Genomic DNA, 15,683 nt, shown 5'->3' on the forward strand with positions numbered 1-15,683 from the left:
CCGTGGAGGTCCATCAGGCGCGGGCCTTCCTCGCGGTCGCCGAGCACCTGCACTTCGGCCACGCCGCCGCGGCACTGCACATGGCGCAGCCCCCGTTGAGCCGGCTGATCCGCCGCTTGGAGACCGACCTGGGTGCTGAGCTTTTCGAGCGCAGCACCCGCCACGTCGCCCTGACCGCGCAGGGCGCGGCCCTCGTCGAGCCCGCGCGCGAACTCGTCCGGCTCTCGGAATCGATGGCCGCCGTCGTGCGCGAGAGCCTCGACGGGACCACAGGCCGGGTCACGCTCGGGTTCGCGGGCGGTTCCGTGAACGACCTGGTCGGCGACCTCGCCCGCGACGTGCGCGCCCGGAGGCCGGGGATCGACCTCGAACTGCACAGCGCCCAGTTCTCCCACGTCGGGCTCGAACGGGTGCTGGCCGGCGAGCTCGACGTCGTGCTGGGCCGCTGGGACCACCTGCCACCGGCGATCGACTCTCGGCTCGTCGCGACGGAGCGGCTGCTCGTCGCCCTGCCGGAGGGCCACCGGCTCGCCGCCGAGCCGGCCGTCCGGGCCGAGGACCTCGCCGACGAATCGTGGGTCGTCCTACCCGGCGGGGCTCGCGGGACCCTGACCAACCGGATGCACACGCTCGCGCTCAACTCCGGGTTCGCGCCGAAGAACCTGCAGACCGCACCCGACTCGTGGACCATCATGGTCCTCGTCGGCGCCCGGATGGGTGTCTCGCTCACGCTCTCGAGCGTCCGCGAGCACACGCCGGCGCCCGGCGTCGTGTTCCGCCCCCTCGCACCGGAGCCGGATCCGGTCGAGGTGCGGATGATCTGGCGGCGCGGAGACCGTAGCGCCGCGCTGGCCGCCGTCGTGGACATCTCACGAACGACGCTGCCGGACCCTGCCCCATCAGGAGGAACACCATGAAAATCGCCCTCGCCCAGATCCTCAGCTCGTCCAGCCCGACCGAGAACCTCGAGATCGTCGCCGAACGCGCCCGCGAGGCCCAAGCCGCCGGCGCAGAGCTCGTGATCTTCCCCGAAGCTGTGATGACGGCCTTCGACAACAACCTGAACGCGGTCGCCGAACCCCTCGACGGCCCCTGGGCCGAGCGCGTGCGCGAGATCGCCCGCGAGGTCGGCATCGCCGTCGTCGTCGGTATGTTCACTCCCGGCGACGGGCAGCGGATCCGGAACACGCTCCTCGCCACCGGCAACGGCCTCGAAGCGTCCTACGACAAGATCCACCTTTTCGACGCGTTCGGCTTCAGGGAATCCGACGCCGTCGCCCCCGGCGAGACGCCCACGACGTTCGCGTACGGCGGCCTGACGTTCGGCCTCGCCACGTGCTACGACGTGCGTTTCCCCGCGCTCTTCAGCGCCAACGCGCGCGCCGGGGCGCAGGTGCAGATCGTGTGCGCTTCGTGGGGCGACGGTCCCGGCAAGGCCCGCCAGTGGGACCTGCTGACCACGGCCCGCGCGCTCGACAGCACCTCCTACGTGCTGGCCTGCGGGCAGGCGGATCCGGCGTCGCGCGGCATCGTCGTCTCGGACGCGACGCCCCTGGGCATCGGCCGCTCCGCGGCGATCGACCCCAAAGGCGAGGTCATCGAGCGGCTCGACGGCGCCGAGGGCCTGCTCATCGTGGACGTCGACGCCGCACAGGTCGAAGCGGCCCGCGCCGCCATCCCGGTGCTGGCCAACGCCCGCCTCGGCTGAGCTCGGGCGCGGCCGATCGGCCGCAATCTTCGGGCGGCGAGAAGAGGCCGCTTCGAGGAAATCTCGGGCGGCTCTGTCACAACTCCTGCACTCGGGACACTAAGCAGGTGGAGGTGTTCAGTGACGACACGAGAAAAGGAAGCGGCCATGACTTCCGACGAGGAGGCCTTCAGGCGAATGGTCCGAGGGAGCGAGGCGGCGTTCGCCGAGCTCTTCGACCGGCACTCGGGCGCCGTCTACCGGTACTCCTGGGGGCTCGCCGAATCGCGCGACGAGGTGGCGGACATCGTCCAGGAGACCTTCCTGGTGCTCTGGCGCCGGCGCAAGGAGATCCGTCTGGCCGGACACTCGGTACTCCCCTGGCTGCTCGTCTGCTGCCGGAATACCGCCTACAACCACAACCGGGCACGACGACGCTCACCCGCCGGGGAGCTGACCGAACCGAAACCGGGGACGCACGCCTGGCACCGCCGCGTCGAGCAGGAACAGGCGGTCGAGGAGCTCGCCTGGGTCCGCGAGGAGATCGCCGCCCTGCCGGATACCGAACGCAGGCTGTGCGACCTCTGCCTGATCGAGGGGCTGAGCTACGACGAGGCCGCGTCCGCGCTGGGCATCAGCCCGTCGGCCGCCCGCAAACGCATCCAACGAGCGCGCGGCAAGCTGCGCGCCGCCAAGACCGCCAACCTGTAAGGAGTTCGCCATGCCCATCAATTACGGCCCACCCGCGAATCCGCAGATCGACGAAGAGCTCCGCCCCGTCCGGACGACCCTGCTCCGCCGCATCAGCCGCCGCAGGAACCTCAAGCGCGCCTCCCTGTCAGCGGCCGCGGTGGCCGCTCTGTCCCTGGGCGGGGTTTCGGTGGCCACCGGCTTCGACCGGGAAGCCGACCAAGTGACGGCCGAGTTCATTACCAAGCCCCAGTACGTGGAGCAGTTCGCAGAGTGCATGAAAGCACTTGGTTGGGACCCACTCTGGGGAAGCTCGGACCCCGAAGCGCCGGCCGACGTACCGGCCGTGCACTTCACCTACCCCGGGTCCGTGAACGTCGAGATCGGCGAAGACGCCCGGGCCTGCCGCGCGATTCTCTCCCGTCAAGTCGGCGAACCGATCACGCCGGACTTTTGATGAGCCATCCGGACCAACCCTGGCAGGAGAGTCGCAGGGACGCCCGTGCCATGCCGGCGGTCCCGAACCACCCGGAGACGACGGCGGCCCGGCAGCAACCACCGCCGCCGTCGCTCTCCGGCGAGCAGCTGGACGCGGCCCGCCGGCTCGCGCAACGGATCGTCGCGGAGCACGGCAGGCCGCGCTGAGACGGAACCTCAGCCGTTGAAGGTGGCGCCGCCGTCGTTCGAGTGCACGACGGCGGTGCCCACCGCCGCCCACACGTGCAGGTCGCCCTCGCGCACCGCGGCGGCGATCGCGCCGGGTTCCTCCCCGGCGTTTCCGGCGGCCTTCCAGCTCATCCCGGCGTCCTCGCTGACGTGGATGACGCCGTCCGGGGCGATCCCGACGGCCGTGTCCGCGTCGCCGAACGCGATGTACTGCAACAGTGGGCCGCCGGACGGTTCGGCCCACGTCTTCCCGGCGTCCGCGGAGCGCCACAGGCCCTCCTGAGTGGTGGCCAGAACAGTGTCGCCGTCGGGGTGGCCGGCGAGCGCGAACGCGTCCGGGCCCGCGATTTCCTCCCACTCCTGCCCGTCCTCGCTGCGTACGAGCGCGCCGTCGAAGCCCACCACCGCGTCGGCGGCCGCGGTCAGGGCGTGGAAGTCGGACTGTCCGGTGCGCGAGAGCGGCTCCCACGTGGCGCCGTCGTCGTCCGAGCGCAGCAGGCCGACCGGGTCCGGCAGGTCCGTGCCCGCACCCGGGTGGCCGGACGCGTAAAGCGCGTCGCCCCCGGCAGCAAAGCCCATCAGGTCGATGAGCGGGCCCCTGGGCTCGGGGCCGTTGCCGTCGGGCATGAGCCCGTCGGCGCCGACCCCGTCGATCCCGGAGACGAAGAGTCCGTGATGGCTCGCGATGAGCAGGTCGTCTCCGTCGGCGTGCAGGCCGTGGATGTGCCCGAAATCGGCCGGGCCGCGCTCGTCGGCATCGTCGGAGTCAACGTCGCCCGTTCCGGCCGGCGCGCTGGCCTTTGGCGCAGATTCGCTGACCGGCGGGATCGGGTCCCCCGTGGGCGAGCAGGCGGACAGCAGGACGGCGAGCAGTGCGGCCGGCGCCAGAGCGCGGGCAGCGGAGAATGGGGTTTTCACAGGTGTTCCTTGTCGTAGATCCGGTGTGGGAGTGCTCTACCGCCCGCGTCGCGGGCGGCGGGCTTCCGGTCTACGTCCGGCTGATGCAGAGGACGGCCAACGACGGCGGCCGCGGTACGGCTGGCGTCGGCCACCACGTGCGCGGCGGTGCCTGGACGCGCAGCCTTGGCAACAGGGATCGCGACGGCCGGGCCAGGGCGATCGCGCCGATCGCGGCCGTAGCCGCCATCGCGCACATCAGGGCGCCGGCCGAGGCCTCCGAGGAGCACCCGTGCCCGCACCCGGCCTCCCCCGCGGTCGCCGGGGCGGCGAGCGGCGGGTGGGCGGCGCCGTCGTGCTGCGAGACGGCGAGGGCGCGCGGGGCCTCTGACGGAGCACCACCTGCGGAGAGCGCGTGCGAGAAACACGCGACGAGCACCGCGGCCAGGAGGCAGGCCAGCGTCAGCAGGCGCCGGCGGCGCCGGACGTGCGGCATGAAGGCCTCCCCTCGCGGTGTCGGGTCGATCCTACCGCTCGAGCTTGGTGGCGAGCTCCTTCTCCTCGACGAAGCACAGCAGCACGAACGCCACGATCGCCAGCGGCGCGATCCACAGGTACAGCGGGATGAGCGCGTGGTTGTAGGCCTCGATGATGAGCGTGTGCAGCGGCTCCGGCAGGCTCGCGACGAGCGCGGGCGTCAGCGAGTTCCCCGAGGCGCCGGCCGCGGCCGCGTCGGCCGGGAGCGTGCTGGTCAGCTCGCTCGTCAGGCGGCTGGCGAAGAGGGAGCCGACAACCGCCGCGCCGAGCGTCGCGCCGACCTGACGGAAGTAGTTCGACGACGCCGTCGCGGTGCCCACGAAGCGCAGCGGGAAGGAGTTCTGCGCGACCAGGGTCAGGTTCTGCATCGTCGCGCCGAGGCCGACGCCCATGACGCCCAGGTACACGCAGATCAGGTAGACGGCCGTGTCGGCGTGGATCGTCGACAGGCCGGCGAGGCCGGCGCCGAGGATGAGCGTGCCGGCGAGCATGATGCGCTTGTAGCGTCCCGTCGCGGTGACCCGGCGGCCCATGGTGATCGACGTCGCGAGCATGCAGCCCATCATGGGGATCATCAGCAGGCCGGCCTCGGTCGGCCCGAATCCGGTAACCATCTGCAGGTAGGTGGGCATGTAGCCCAGGGCGCCGAACATCATGACGCCGACGGCGAGGCCGGCCACCGTGGTGAGGTTGAAGTTGCGGTTCTTGAACAGCTTCAGCGGCAGGACGGGCTCGGCCGCGCGGGATTCGACCCACACGAACAGCACCGCGCCGACGACGGCCGCCGCCCCGAGGGTGAGGATCACCGGGCCGTCCCACGGGAAGGTGTTGCCACCCCACGTCGCGACGAGCACGATCGCGCTCGTCGTCGCGGCCAGCAGCCCCATGCCGAGGTAGTCGATGCGGCCGCGGCCCTCACTCGACGGCTTGGGCAGGTGGATCAGCAGCGCAGCGGCGACGATGGCCAGCGCGCCGAGCGGGACGTTCATCCAGAACGCCCAGCGCCACCCCGGCCCCTCGGTCAGCCAGCCGCCGAGCAGCGGGCCCGCGACGGAGGAGACGGCGAAGACTCCGCCCATCACGCCCATGTACTTGCCGCGCTCGCGGGCGGGGACGACGTCGGCGATGATCGCCTGCGAGAGGATGATGAGGCCGCCGCCACCGATGCCCTGGATCGCACGGGCGGCGATGAGCAGGTCCATGTCGGCCGCGAGCGCGCCGACGATGGAGCCGGCCACGAACACGGATATCGCCCCGACGAGCAGGAACTTGCGCCCGAACATGTCGCCGAGCTTGCCGTAGACGGGCATCATCACGGTGGAGGCCAGAATGTACGCGGTGATGACCCAGGCCATGTGCTCGACGCCGTTGAGCTCGCCGACCATCGTGGGCAGCGCCGTCGAGAGGACTGTCTGGTTCAGGGAGGCGAGCAGCATCGAGACGATGAGCGCACCGAAGATCATCCCGAGGTGCTGCCGGGGTTCGCGCGGCGCTGGCGCCGCCGTCTTGTTATCGGGTGGAGTGCTCATCGGGTTGCGTCGACGACCTTTCGGAACGTGGAGATGGAGTCGGCCAGGTGCGGTTCGAGGTCGCCGCGACCCGCGTCCTGGTAGGCGGTGAAGGCGAACTTGGTGATGACGCCGGCCAGCATGATCAGGGCACGCGGGGACCGTTCGGCGTCGGGCAGGGCGTCGATCTCCGCACTCGGAACACCCTCGGCGATCCGCTCGTGCAGCACCTCGGTCACGAGCCGCTCGGCGTCGGAGACGTGCTGCATGACGCGCTCGCGCAGCTCGGGGCGGGCCGCGACGACGACGCGGCGCCGGGCCATGCTGCCGCTGACGAAGCTCGTAGTCAGGACCGCGGCCAGCAGTTCGACTGTGCGGGTCAGGAGGTCCTCGCCCGAGGCGCGGAACCGCTCGATGTCCCCCTCCCCGACGACGGGTGGCTGCGTCCCGAGGACCGCGTCCTCCTTGGTCGGGAAGTAGTTGAAGAACGTGCGCCGGGAAACGCCGGCCCGCGCGGCGATGGCGTCGATCGTTGCGGCGGCGAGACCGTCGTCGAGCGCGATGGAGGACGCCGCCTCGTGGACCGCGTTCCAGGTCTCCACGCGATTGCGCTCGCGCTGCGAAAGTTCGGATTGATTGCCTTGCATAACTAATAATTTATGCACTCATGCAAATTTGCACAAGTGCAAACTTCGGTGACCCTGGACACAGAGGCGTCAAATCAGGGTTGAACGTGGGGTTTCCCCCATGGCCGCGCTAGGGAGCCCGGCGTATCATTGAGGACAAGGAAGATTCTCGACGATCCTGGGGGATGGACATGAGCGGATACGTCTCGTACCCTTCGGCCGTCGAGCCGCCGCGTGAGCAACCGCTGTACGGCGCGACGATGTTGCAGGCCGTCAAGCGCTTCTTCACGAAGTACGCGGTCTTCACCGGGCGCGCGAGCCGCAGCGAATTCTGGTGGGTCTACCTCGCGATGACCATCGTGTCGACGGCCGTGGCCGTCCTGATGTTCATTGCCATCGGCGCCGTCGCGGCCTCCACGGACTTCGGCGCGCTCGACGATCCGGCCGTCATGGAAACCGCCGGGATGGGACTCTTCGGCATCGCGGCCGTCTTCTACGCGATCCTGGCCGCCTTCGGCCTCGCGATCCTCGTCCCGAACATCGCCGTCACCGTGCGCCGCCTGCACGACGCCGGCTTCTCCGGCTGGTGGTACCTGATCAACTTCGTGCCCGGCGGAAGCATCGTCGTCCTGGTCTTCACGATCCTGCCCTCCGTCGCCGAGGGGGCCCGGTTCGACGACCCGCCCTACGGTTACCCGCCCGCGCCCAACTCCCCCTTCCTGGTCCCCGCCTACCCGGCCGCCGCCGGCTACCAAGGCGGCTACGCCGGCGGCTGGACCGCACCGCCGTCGACCCCGCCCGCAGGCCCCACCCAGAGTCCCCCACGCGAGAGATAGGGAGCCCGTCATGTTCGAGAACTTCCGCCTGGTCCAGGACCCCTCGACTGAGCCGCCGCTGAACCGGCCGCTCCATGACGCCACGATCCCGCAGGCCCTCGACCGCTTTCTGCAGAACTTCTTCGTCTTCACCGGCCGCGCCAGCCGCTCCGAATTCTGGTGGGTCGCCCTCATCGTCTTCCTCGTGGGCACGGTCCTCTCCTGGGTGCCCGGCGTCGGCGGCCTGATCTCGACGCTGTACGCGCTGGCCCTGATCATCCCGACCGTTGCGCTCGGCGCCCGCCGCCTGCACGACGCGGGCCTGTCCGCCTGGCTGCTGATGCTCAACGTCGTCCCCGGATTCGGCACGGCGGCCGTGCTGGTTCTCGCCCTGTTGCCGTCCCGCGCGTCGGGCGCCAAACACGACATCGGCGAACCGGGTGATGCCCCCGTCAACTTCTTCGACAACCCGCCGGACCCCCAGCGGTAACATCCCGCACCGCGGCCGGCGGGACAGGATTCCGCTGGCCAAGCTCACGGAAAGGCACGACATGTTTGAAAATCTTCGCCTCGTCCAGAATCCCGCCGCCGAACCGCCCATGGACAAGCCGCTCTACGGCGCCACCTTCATGCAAGCGCTGGACCGCTTCGTGCAGAACTACGTTGTCTTCACCGGCCGCGCCAGCCGCTCCGAATTCTGGTGGGTGGCCCTCGCGCTGACTGCGGTGCACATCGTGCTGAACTGGATCCCGGTGCTCGGGACGGTCCTGTCGACGCTTGTCGCCCTCGCGACCATCGTCCCCTCCGTGGCGGTCATCGTCCGCCGCCTGCACGACGCGGGCTTCTCCGGCTTCCTCGCCCTCGTAGGCCTCGTGCCGCTCCTCGGCCAGATCGCTCTGCTGGTGCTGGCGGCCCTCGAGTCCAAGCCGGAGGGCGCCCAGTACGACGCCGACGCCGCGCCGACGAACCCGGTGCCGGGCAACCCGTACCAGCAGGCTCCGCAGCAGCCGGCACCGCAGGCACCGCCGACGGCTCCCGCTACGCCAGCGGCCGACGCGGCACCGGCCGCAGCACCCGCCCCGGCCCCCGAGGCGCCTCAAGCCGAAGCCGCTCCCGCCCCACCTCAGGCCGCGGAACCCACCGCTGCGCCTGCCGAGGCGGCCGACGCCGACGCGCCGCGCGATCCGGACATCCAGCCGGGCGGTGAGCAGCGCTAGGCCTCCTGCTGCGCCGCCGCGAACACGACGGCGCGGCCCGGACTGTGCTGTGATGGTGCCATGAGACTTGCCACTCTGCGCCGAAACGGCCAGCCGGGCCGCACGTATGCCGCCCTGGTCGAGGACGACCGCGCCCTCGAGCTCGCCGGCTACGACGACGTCGGCGCCTTCCTCGCCGCGCCCGCATCGGACCGCGCCGAGGCCCTGACGGTAGCCGGCGGCGCATCGGGTGTGCCCGTCGCCGACGTCGACTTCGCTCCCCTGATCCCGCGCCCGTCCAAGATCTTCTGCATCGGACTGAACTACCGCAACCACGCGGCCGAGACCGGGATCGAGCTTCCGACTCACCCGACGATCTTCACCAAGTTCGCCGACTCGCTCTGCGGCGCGAACGACACGGTCGAGATTCCGCCCGAGGAACACCGGATCGACTGGGAAGGCGAGCTCGCCGTCATCGTCGGCGCGGGCGGCCGGCGCATCACCGAAGCCGAGGCGCCGGCCGCCATCGCCGGCTACGCGGTCGCCAACGACGTCTCGATGCGCGGCTGGCAGGGCCGCACCTCCGAATGGACGCAAGGCAAGTGCTGGGAGGCCTCGACCCCTGTGGGCCCCTACCTCGTGACCGCCGACGAGTTCGTCCCTGGAGCGCGGATCGAGACCCGCGTGAACGGCGACGTGGTCCAGCAGGACTCGACGGGTGATCTGATCTTCACCCCCCAGGCCCTCGTCGCCTACTGTTCGACCATGGTGACCCTGTGCCCGGGCGACCTGATCCTCACGGGCACGCCGGCCGGCGTCGCACTGGGCCGCAAGGACCCGAAGACGGGACGGCGCCCGTGGCTGCAACCCGGCGACGTGCTCGAGACCGAGATCGAAGGCCTCGGCACCCAACGCACGGTCTTCGCCTGACCCGCCCCGAGACCCCCAGCCCCACCCTTCGCTAGTGAGAGGAACCCACATGACCGCGAAGACCCCCAGTTGGACCGAGCGCACCGTCGCCGACATCGAAACCTGGCTGACCGACATGGACGGGGTCCTGGTGCATGAGAACCAGGCCATCCCCGGCGCCGCCGAACTCATCGACGGCTGGCGCAGCAACGGACAGCGGTTTCTGGTGCTCACCAACAACTCGATCTACACGCCACGGGACCTGCGCGCCCGCCTGCTGGCGTCCGGACTGGACGTCCCGGAGGAGAGCATCTGGACGTCCGCACTCGCAACCGCCGAGTTCCTGCGCCGCCAGCGCCCGGGCGGTCGCGCTTACGTGATCGGTGAGGCCGGCCTGACGACGGCACTGCACGACGCCGGCTTCATCATGACCGACCGCGAACCCGACTACGTGGTGCTCGGCGAGACCCGGACCTACTCCTTCGAGGCGATCACGCGCGCGATCCGGCTCATCGAGGACGGGGCGAGCTTCATCTGCACCAACCCGGACGCGACCGGCCCCTCAAAGGAGGGCCTCCTGCCCGCCACCGGGGCGGTGGCAGCGCTCATCACGGCGGCGACGAAGCGGGACCCGTACATCGTCGGCAAACCGAACCCGATGATGTTCCGCTCGGCCCTGAACCGGATCGACGCCCACTCGGAGACGACGGCGATGATCGGCGACCGCATGGACACGGACATCGTCGCGGGGATGGAAGCCGGACTACTCACCGTGCTGGTGCACACGGGCATCACGAGCGAGGACGAGGTCGCGGCATTCCCCTTCCGCCCTGACCTCTCCTACCCCTCGGTCAGGGAGCTCGGCGCCGAACTCGGCCACTAAACGACACTGAGGGCGGGTGTTCCGCGACGCGCGGCAATGGACACCCGCCCTCAGTGCTCTCGGCGACCGTCACGGGCCCGGACCTACTGCTGATCGAAAGTTTCGATGTGCTCCTGCGGCGGTCCGAGTCGTGGCTCGGCGCGCAGCTCGACGCGGTCACCCAGCCGCTCCAGATCGAGAATCGTTACGGTATTCTCCCCCGCCCTGAACAAAGCGGCGGGGATGTACAACGTCTCCTGCGGTCCACGCTCCCAGTAGCGCCCGAGCAGGAAGTCATTGACCCACACGAACCCCTTGCCGGAGTCAGGCAGGGCCAGGAACGCGTCGAGGGGTTCAGCCACCTCGAAAGTCGCAGCGGCCACCGCCCCCTCACTGTGGTCAGGTTCGTTTGCATCCCACCCGGCCAAGCCGAGATCAGCCGGAGTGAAGCGGTCCAGCGGCACCGCGATGTGGTCCCATTGGAAGACCAGCCGACGCTCCACCAGGACAGCGTCCAGTCCTTTGCCTTCCCCCAGCAGGTGCCCGTAGTTGATGCGCCCCTGGTTCTCGACGACGATCTCCAAGAGGACTTCTTCCCCGGCGCCAGTGAGCGTCACCGACTGGGCGTCGTCGTTCCGCGAGACGATGCCCCGCAGGACGCCATCGACGAAGACGTGGGCGCGATCCCTCAGCCCCACGAGAGTCACCGGGACCTCCCCAGACGGCAGAACGGGGCGCGCCCGGTACAGCAGCAGTCCCGCATCCAATTCCACGTCCTCGAAGGTGAGCGGCGTCGGCGAGCGGACCGGCTCGCCACAGTTGCGCAGCGTTTCCAGCAGTCCCCGCGTGCGGGTCAGCGTCGCAGTCAGCGGCTCCACAGTGCGTGGCTGGGTGGTGAGGGATTCGATCTCACACGTGCCCGTGAAACGTTGGAACTGATCCCGCAGCTGCCAGAACTTCTGCGTCAGGCCGCCGGATTCGGAAATGGGGGCATCGGAGTCGTAGCTCGTGACCGTCGGCTGAAAATGCGTTCCGTCATGGTTGGCGCCGGAAGTCAGGCCGAAGTTCGTCCCGCCGTGCGCCATGTACAAGCTGACGGAGCCGCCGAGATCGAGGATCTCACCCACGCTGGCTGCTGCATCAGCAGCGTCCCGCGTATGGTGCCCCTCCCCCCAATGATCGAACCAGCCGTTCCAGAACTCCGCACAGAAGAAGGGCTCGTCAGGGCGTCGCTCGCGGAAAAGCCGACTCGCTGTGGCCGCGCGTGATCCGAAGGTCGCCGCTGCGAAGGTGCCCTCCAACATCCCTCCGTCGAGCATCAGCGGTGTCGGCCCGTCCGCCGTGTACATGAATTCCGTGACACCACGCTCCCGAAGGGCCTGGCGGATCCACTCCATGTACTGACGGTCGTCCCCGAAACTTCCGTATTCGTTCTCGATCTGGACCGCCACCACCGGGCCCCCGTGGGACGCCTGGCGTTCGACGATCAACGGCAAGAGCGCGTCGAACCAGTCTGCGACAGCGCTCAGGAAGTCAGGATGAGCGCAGCGCGCCGCCGACGGCCGCCCTCGGGTCACCCAGCTGGGTAGACCGCCGTTGTCCCACTCAGCGCAGATGTAGGGGCCTGGTCGCACGATCACATCGAGTCCCGCCTCCTGGGCGAGGTCGATGAACTGTCCGAGATCCCGCCACGCAGAGAAGTCGCGCTGGCCCCTTGTGCGCTCGTGGAAATTCCAGGCCACGTACGTGTCGACCGTGTTCACCCCGAGGGCGACGAGCCGAGCGAGCCGGTCCGCCCATTGCGTGGGGTGAACACGGAAGTAGTGGATCGAACCGGCAATGATCCGGTGCGGCTGGCCGTTGCGAAGGAACGCGCCGGCCTGGAACGTCAACGCAGGGCCCGGTGGTGTTGTTTCGTCGGCGGGACCTGGCCGAAGACCAGCGTCGTGGATAGTCATTTGACTCCTCGGAGACGGGCGCAGGGAGCCAGAGCGTCCCGCGCCGGACGGTTTCTTTGTCAGTTATTTGCTAGCGCCCAGGGTCATGCCTTCGATGATTCGGCTGCCGAGCCAGAGGTAGAGAAGCACCATCGGGAGAACCAGAACCACCACACCCGCGAAGAGACCGCCGTAATCGGAGCCGTTGAACTGCTGGCGTGCGATGAAGTTCAGCAGCGCCACCGGCAGGACCTGCTTCTCGGTGTCCTGAATCAGGACAAGAGCCAGGAAAGTCTCGTTCCAGATACTGATGGCGTTGAGAATCAACACGGTGATGATTCCTGAACGGGCCAGCGGCAGCATGATCTGCCAGAAGCTGCGCAAGGCCGAGCAGCCGTCGAGCGCTGCAGCTTCTTCCAGTTCGACGGGCAGACTGCGCATGAATCCGGCCAGCAGAATAACGGTGAAAGGAATACCTGCCCCGACCAGGGCCAGGTAAAGACCGAACAGCGTATCCACCAGTGCAAACTTCTCGAGCAGAACGAAGAGCGGGATGATGATGACCTGAACAGGCAGCCCGATACCCACGGCAAAGGTGGCCATCATCGTCCCGGAGATCTTCCGTGTGCTTCGGGCGAGAACGAAAGCGGCCGGGGCGCAGAGCACGACGAGGGTCACCGATCCGCCGATCGTCATGACGGCGGTATTGAGCGCGGCGATGCCGAACTCGCCTTCCAGCAGCGCGGTACGGAAGTTTTCCCACGCCGGGATGACGGGGAGTCCCCACGGGGTGGCGAATATATCGCGGTGTTCCCGGAGGGAGGTCAGCAGGACCCATGCGAAAACGCCGAGGTTGAAGACGACCAGCACCCACACGGCAACAATGCCGATCCCGCGGACGGGTCCCGTCGCGCCGATCTGGGCTTTGGTGCCACGGGTTCGTTCGGGTTTAGCCGGAGGCTTTCCCGGAAGGGCAGTAGTAACCATGATCTACCTCAGAATTCGATCGGATCGCGTCGGGTGGCGCGGCGTAGGAGAACCACGAAGGCCATGACGGCGATAACGGTCACAACAGCGGCAGCAGAGGCATAGCCGAAGCTGAAGGAAGGAGTCCGTCCGCCGAAGGTGTTCCCGTAGATGAACAAAGCGCTATTCCAGACTGATGTCGGCGGCATGTCCGCGGTCGTCCCGCCGAAGGCGTAGATAAACTCGAAGATCTTCAACGAGCCGATGGTCCAGAGGACCGCAGCAGCCGAGACGACATCCCAGGTCAGTGGCAGTGTGACGTAGCGGAATCGCTGCCACGCGGTGGCCCCGGCCAGCGCACACTCCTCATAGAGGTAGCGCGGGATCTGGTCGACCGCAGCCATCAGGATCGTGACGTAGAGACCGAGGTGCGTCCAGACCAGTCCGATCACGATGATCAGGAAAAGGTGGTCCCCCAACCAGTTCGGGCTGTTCGCGATGCCGATCTGGTCCAGTCCGGTGTCCATCAGTCCGTTGGCCTGGAAGATGAACCCCCACAGGATGGCCAGGACCACCGGGGAGATGATGGTCGGGAAGAACACGACGCTGCGGACGAATTTCCGTCCCCGCATTTCCCGCAGCACCATCGTCAAGCCAAAGGCCAGAACGAAGACCGCGATGCCTCCGCCCAGCAGAACGACCATCGTGTTCTTGAACGCGGTATGGAAGACGGTGTCACCCATGAGGGTCAGATAATTGTCGATTCCGACCGGCTCGGCGGTGCCGATGCCATCCCAGCGTGTGAACGAAATGACGACCGAGGCGATTGCGGGCCCGAGGAACAGCACGGCGTAGACCAACAGGGCCGGAGCCAGGAAGGGCCAAAAGATCTTACGTCGCCGTGCCTCGACGGGTGAGACGTTTTTCCGCGACACCCGCTGGGCGGGTGGCGCAACCCGCCCAGCGGTTCGAGTAGCCAAAGAACTCATTTAGCCTTGTGCTTTCCAATAGTTCGCTTGTGCAGCTCCGATCGCAGCTGCGAATCCCTCAGCGTCGACCTTGCCCGAGAGCAGGTCGCGCATCGGTGCGGCCATGACCTCGTCGACAATGCCGGAGTAGTCCACATTTACGCCGTCCAGGAGCAGCACGGGTTCCGCCGCAGCGATGGATGCTTCGATGCCGGCCAGCTCGTCGGGAACCGTGACGTCGGTGCGCGTGGACATGGCGCGTCCCTCGGTCGCGTATGCCTCCTGGTGGGGCTGTTCCAGCACGAATCGAATGAACGCCTTCGCGAGTTCCTTGTTGTCAGCGCTCTTGGGAACGGAGTAACCGGTCAGGCCGATCTGCGCATTCGCCTCGCCAAAGGCCCCTTCCGGGATCTCGAGGGAGGCGAATTCGAAGTCCTCACCGGCGGTATTCTGCGTCTCCTGCGGAATCCACGATCCGTTGAGCAGGAAGTCCGCTCCGCCCGTGGCCCACCCCTCTTGCACAGCGGGGAACTTGCTGCCGAAGGTTCCTTCAGCGAACGCCTCCGTGGGGAAGACTTCGCCGACTCGCTCCGTGGCAGCCAGGACATCGTCATCGTCCCAGGCCTCGCCGGTCTCGTCCTCGATGACTTCACGGAGCCGTTCGGGACCCAGCTCGCGCATGAGGACGCTCTCGACCCAGAGCATCGTGTAGAAGCCGACATCCGCATCCAGCGCCAACGCCCCATCTCCGGCGTCAGCGACCAGGGCAGCCAGGTCGTCGAGGTTCTGCGGCGCGTTGTCAGCTAGATCGGGATGCGTCTTGGCGTCGTACCAGAGACCGAATCCGAGCACCGAGTAGGGAACCATGAACGTGGTGCCGTCACCGGTTTTGACCAGGTCCATGTACTTATCGAGACCGGCATCCGTCAGCGGAGCTTCTTCGTTGATGCTGGCCATCTCGAAGACGCCGGCCAAGTCCTCAGCCTGGCCGTCTCCGAGAAGTGGTGCCAGATTGTCCAGGGGGGCTTCAACCACGTCGGGTGCGTTGGAGCGAAGCGCTGGGGCAAGCTTCTGCGTCATCTGCCGGCCCTGCCATTCGACGTCGACGGTTGCACCAGTTGCTGCTTCGAATTCGTCGATTGCGCCCGCGATCGCCTGGGCCTGCGGCTCCTGCTCCTGGTAGAAGGACCAGTAGGTCAACGTCTGCCCGGAGAACGACTCGGGATCCTGAGGATCGCCCCCTGCTTCCGTTTCGCCGCCACATGCGGTCAGTGCCAGAGCCGTCGCCAGCACGACGGCGGCACCTGCCCTCTTCTGCTGCGAATTCGCCATGATTCCTCCATCATCCGATGTTCGTGATCTGGGATCCACTCCCTATGTTATGGATCACATAAGAGATCCTCCCCTATGATTCAAGTC

The 15,683-nt window shown here is 68.1% G+C and carries 18 protein-coding genes; 10 read left to right on the plus strand and 8 right to left on the minus strand.

What is annotated here, in order from left to right; translation table 11 throughout:
* Positions 1-2 precede the first annotated feature (2 nt).
* From EV380_RS12265 to EV380_RS12285, 5 genes are all read left to right on the plus strand, one after another.
* Positions 3-917, plus strand: coding sequence for a LysR family transcriptional regulator (locus EV380_RS12265; protein ID WP_130451383.1), 915 nt, complete (start codon positions 3-5; stop codon positions 915-917).
* Positions 914-1,708, plus strand: coding sequence for a carbon-nitrogen hydrolase family protein (locus tag EV380_RS12270; protein WP_130451384.1), 795 nt, complete (start codon positions 914-916; stop codon positions 1,706-1,708). The genes EV380_RS12265 and EV380_RS12270 overlap by 4 nt, the downstream gene beginning before the upstream one ends.
* 147 nt (positions 1,709-1,855) lie before the next feature.
* Positions 1,856-2,398: an RNA polymerase sigma factor gene (locus tag EV380_RS12275; protein WP_130451385.1), complete on the plus strand. Its 543-nt coding sequence runs from the start codon at positions 1,856-1,858 to the stop codon at positions 2,396-2,398.
* Between the two features lie 10 nt (positions 2,399-2,408).
* Positions 2,409-2,834 carry a hypothetical protein gene (locus EV380_RS12280; protein WP_130451386.1) on the plus strand — a complete coding sequence of 142 codons (426 nt, stop codon included), beginning with the start codon at positions 2,409-2,411 and terminating at the stop codon, positions 2,832-2,834.
* Positions 2,834-3,022: a hypothetical protein gene (locus EV380_RS12285; RefSeq protein ID WP_130451387.1), complete on the plus strand. Its 189-nt coding sequence runs from the start codon at positions 2,834-2,836 to the stop codon at positions 3,020-3,022. The genes EV380_RS12280 and EV380_RS12285 overlap by 1 nt, the downstream gene beginning before the upstream one ends.
* Before the next feature lie 9 nt (positions 3,023-3,031).
* Here the strand turns inward: EV380_RS12285 and EV380_RS12290 are convergent, their stop codons facing one another.
* From EV380_RS12290 to EV380_RS12305, 4 genes are all read right to left on the minus strand, one after another.
* Positions 3,032-3,961 (minus strand): F510_1955 family glycosylhydrolase, encoded by a 930-nt coding sequence (locus EV380_RS12290; protein WP_130451388.1) that lies wholly within the window; start codon positions 3,959-3,961, stop codon positions 3,032-3,034.
* A gap of 70 nt (positions 3,962-4,031) precedes the next feature.
* Positions 4,032-4,436, minus strand: a complete 405-nt coding sequence (locus EV380_RS12295) for a hypothetical protein (protein ID WP_130451389.1) — start codon at positions 4,434-4,436, stop codon at positions 4,032-4,034.
* Between the two features lie 31 nt (positions 4,437-4,467).
* Positions 4,468-6,006: an MDR family MFS transporter gene (locus tag EV380_RS12300; RefSeq protein WP_130451390.1), complete on the minus strand. Its 1,539-nt coding sequence runs from the start codon at positions 6,004-6,006 to the stop codon at positions 4,468-4,470.
* On the minus strand, positions 6,003-6,632 hold the full coding sequence (locus EV380_RS12305) for a TetR family transcriptional regulator (RefSeq protein WP_130451391.1): 630 nt from the start codon (positions 6,630-6,632) through the stop codon (positions 6,003-6,005). The genes EV380_RS12300 and EV380_RS12305 overlap by 4 nt, the downstream gene beginning before the upstream one ends.
* 170 nt (positions 6,633-6,802) lie before the next feature.
* On the opposite strand from EV380_RS12305, the gene EV380_RS12310 reads away from it, so the two are divergent.
* The 5 genes from EV380_RS12310 to EV380_RS12330 all read left to right on the plus strand — a co-directional run bounded on the left by EV380_RS12310 (position 6,803) and on the right by EV380_RS12330 (position 10,414).
* The gene (locus EV380_RS12310; protein WP_242607607.1) at positions 6,803-7,447 is read left to right on the plus strand and encodes a DUF805 domain-containing protein; all 645 of its coding nucleotides are present in this window, start codon (positions 6,803-6,805) and stop codon (positions 7,445-7,447) included.
* Between the two features lie 10 nt (positions 7,448-7,457).
* On the plus strand, positions 7,458-7,916 hold the full coding sequence (locus EV380_RS12315; protein WP_130451393.1) for a DUF805 domain-containing protein: 459 nt from the start codon (positions 7,458-7,460) through the stop codon (positions 7,914-7,916).
* A gap of 61 nt (positions 7,917-7,977) precedes the next feature.
* Complete coding sequence (locus EV380_RS12320; protein WP_130451394.1) at positions 7,978-8,643, plus strand: DUF805 domain-containing protein; 666 nt, start codon at positions 7,978-7,980, stop codon at positions 8,641-8,643.
* Between the two features lie 60 nt (positions 8,644-8,703).
* On the plus strand, positions 8,704-9,552 hold the full coding sequence (locus EV380_RS12325; protein WP_130451395.1) for a fumarylacetoacetate hydrolase family protein: 849 nt from the start codon (positions 8,704-8,706) through the stop codon (positions 9,550-9,552).
* Between the two features lie 49 nt (positions 9,553-9,601).
* A complete protein-coding gene (locus EV380_RS12330; protein WP_130451396.1) occupies positions 9,602-10,414 on the plus strand; it encodes an HAD-IIA family hydrolase in 813 nt (270 codons plus the stop codon).
* Between the two features lie 83 nt (positions 10,415-10,497).
* Here the strand turns inward: EV380_RS12330 and EV380_RS12335 are convergent, their stop codons facing one another.
* The 4 genes from EV380_RS12335 to EV380_RS12350 form a co-directional block, all read right to left on the minus strand.
* Positions 10,498-12,351 (minus strand): glycoside hydrolase family 35 protein, encoded by a 1,854-nt coding sequence (locus EV380_RS12335; RefSeq protein ID WP_130451397.1) that lies wholly within the window; start codon positions 12,349-12,351, stop codon positions 10,498-10,500.
* A 63-nt stretch (positions 12,352-12,414) separates the two neighbouring features.
* Positions 12,415-13,317: a carbohydrate ABC transporter permease gene (locus tag EV380_RS12340; RefSeq protein ID WP_130451398.1), complete on the minus strand. Its 903-nt coding sequence runs from the start codon at positions 13,315-13,317 to the stop codon at positions 12,415-12,417.
* Positions 13,318-13,325: 8 nt separating this feature from the next.
* Positions 13,326-14,156 carry a carbohydrate ABC transporter permease gene (locus tag EV380_RS12345; RefSeq protein WP_165391954.1) on the minus strand — a complete coding sequence of 277 codons (831 nt, stop codon included), beginning with the start codon at positions 14,154-14,156 and terminating at the stop codon, positions 13,326-13,328.
* Between the two features lie 129 nt (positions 14,157-14,285).
* Complete coding sequence (locus EV380_RS12350; RefSeq protein WP_130451400.1) at positions 14,286-15,596, minus strand: ABC transporter substrate-binding protein; 1,311 nt, start codon at positions 15,594-15,596, stop codon at positions 14,286-14,288.
* Positions 15,597-15,683: the final 87 nt, after the last annotated feature.

Origin of the sequence: Zhihengliuella halotolerans (assembly GCF_004217565.1) — a bacterium.
Lineage (GTDB): Bacteria > Actinomycetota > Actinomycetes > Actinomycetales > Micrococcaceae > Zhihengliuella > Zhihengliuella halotolerans.